Below are 1,558 nucleotides of genomic sequence, written 5' to 3'. Positions count from 1 at the left end.
CCGGGCCCCGGGGGCGGCATTTTCCCAGTTGAAGGAATGGTGGAGATGTGTTTCGATGGGTCCGGTGGCCATGCTCCGCCCGCCGCCCGGCACCTCTTCCCAGACTCAGCCGGACGGTCGGTCCGTCTATTCCGTTTTTCTCCTAGGCTAGGCCAGCGGGGCATCGCCCCTCTCTGCGCGCGCCCTCTCGATGAGCCCCGGCGTCAGGTCGAGATCGCCGAGCGGCACGTCCTCCACGCCGTAGGCGTCCAGCAGCGCCGCCGCGTCCTCCCCGAGCATCGCCCTGAAGGCGCGCGCGGGCGTCGCGAAGCCGAGCGCGCCGCGGGGCTCGGAGTTCACGTGCGACATGGCCAGCGCCAGGTCGGCCGGGGCGAGCCGGTCGAACCTGATTCCGGCGCCCTTGGGCAGCAGCTTCCTGATCTCGACGTGGTTGCGCTCGCAGGCGCCCTTCTGGTCGCTGCGCCTGGGGTCGCAGTAGAACAGCCTCGTCTCGCCCGGCCCCTCGCCGAGCAGCGCCGCGATCGCCGCCTCGTCGGAGAACTCGGCGCCGTTGTCGGTGAGGACGGCGCGGAACACGCGGCGCGTCCCGTCGGCGCCGAGGATGGCCCGGACGCCCTCCAGGGCGTCCGCGACGCACCCGGCGGTCTTCTCCTCCAGCGGCAGCGCGAGCTGGAGCCTGCTGGGGCGGTGCAGCAGCGTGAGCAGGCAGGCGGAGTCCTCCCGGGCCCCCTCGACGGTGTCCATCTCCCAGGCCGCGGCGCACGCGTCCTCCCCGAGGGCGAGGAACGCGGCATGCGACCTGCGGGCGGAGTGGCGGGTCGCCGCCCGGCCCGCGGCGCGCTTCCTCGGCCTGTAGCCGACCTTGCGCCTGAGCTCCATGTTGGTCATGCCGTCGTAGCCCGCCGAGACCCAGCGGTAGATGGTCGACGGCGACAGGTCCACCGGGCCGCCGTTGCGCGCCGCCATCTGCTCGGGCGACAGCCCCCGGCGCAGGCAGTCCCTTATCGCCTCCAGCCTGGCCGCCGCGGCGGGCTCGTCGGCGTCTATCCCGCGCCTGGACGAGACGAGGACCGAGTCGGCGCACAGCTGCGCGGCCCGGGCCTCGTAGAAGACGTGGGGGCGGCGCTTGCAGCCGATCGCGCGGTACCGGCCGCACCCGTTGCAGCAGCGCGGCCACGCCGCCAGGCGCGGGCAGGCCGCCGACAGGTCGGCGGAGGCGTCCACGCGCTCGCCGCGCCTGGCCTTCGGCGCCGTCACGAACCTGTGCGACGCCACCTCGGCGCTCACCGTCGAGGGCGACCTGCCCAGCTCCCTCGCGATCTCCCTGCACGACGCCCTGCGCTCCAGCATCCTCTGGACCGTGTCCCGCTCGTGCCTCGTGAGCCTTCCGTAGGCCCTCGGGACCGCCCTTGCGGAGCCGCTCTTCTTCTTTCCGGACATGCCGTCCTCCGATCTCCCGGGGCCGGCCGATCCGGCCCTCAGGGTATCGGGTTCCCACATTCATCCGCACATGTGCGGATGAATGTGGGAGGTGTTCGGATAAAGTTGATAATCAAGG

At 72.5% G+C, this 1,558-nt stretch carries 1 protein-coding gene; it reads right to left on the bottom strand.

Features of this window, described 5'->3' with window-relative positions; genetic code table 11:
* Positions 1-147 precede the first annotated feature (147 nt).
* Positions 148-1,440 (bottom strand): IS30 family transposase, encoded by a 1,293-nt coding sequence (locus I4W09_RS10250; protein ID WP_005987407.1) that lies wholly within the window; start codon positions 1,438-1,440, stop codon positions 148-150.
* Positions 1,441-1,558 lie beyond the last annotated feature (118 nt).

The organism is Collinsella aerofaciens (genome assembly GCF_015670795.1).
Taxonomy (GTDB): Bacteria; Actinomycetota; Coriobacteriia; order Coriobacteriales; family Coriobacteriaceae; genus Collinsella; species Collinsella aerofaciens_Q.
Note: the sequence above shows the minus strand (reverse complement) of the source record. Positions and strands in the feature narration are given on the sequence as shown.

Coding starts and splice junctions, on each gene's coding strand:
- I4W09_RS10250 (WP_005987407.1), bottom strand. CDS start 1,440: ATGTCCGGAAAGAAGAAGAGCGGCTCCGCAAGGGCGGTCCCGAGGGCC.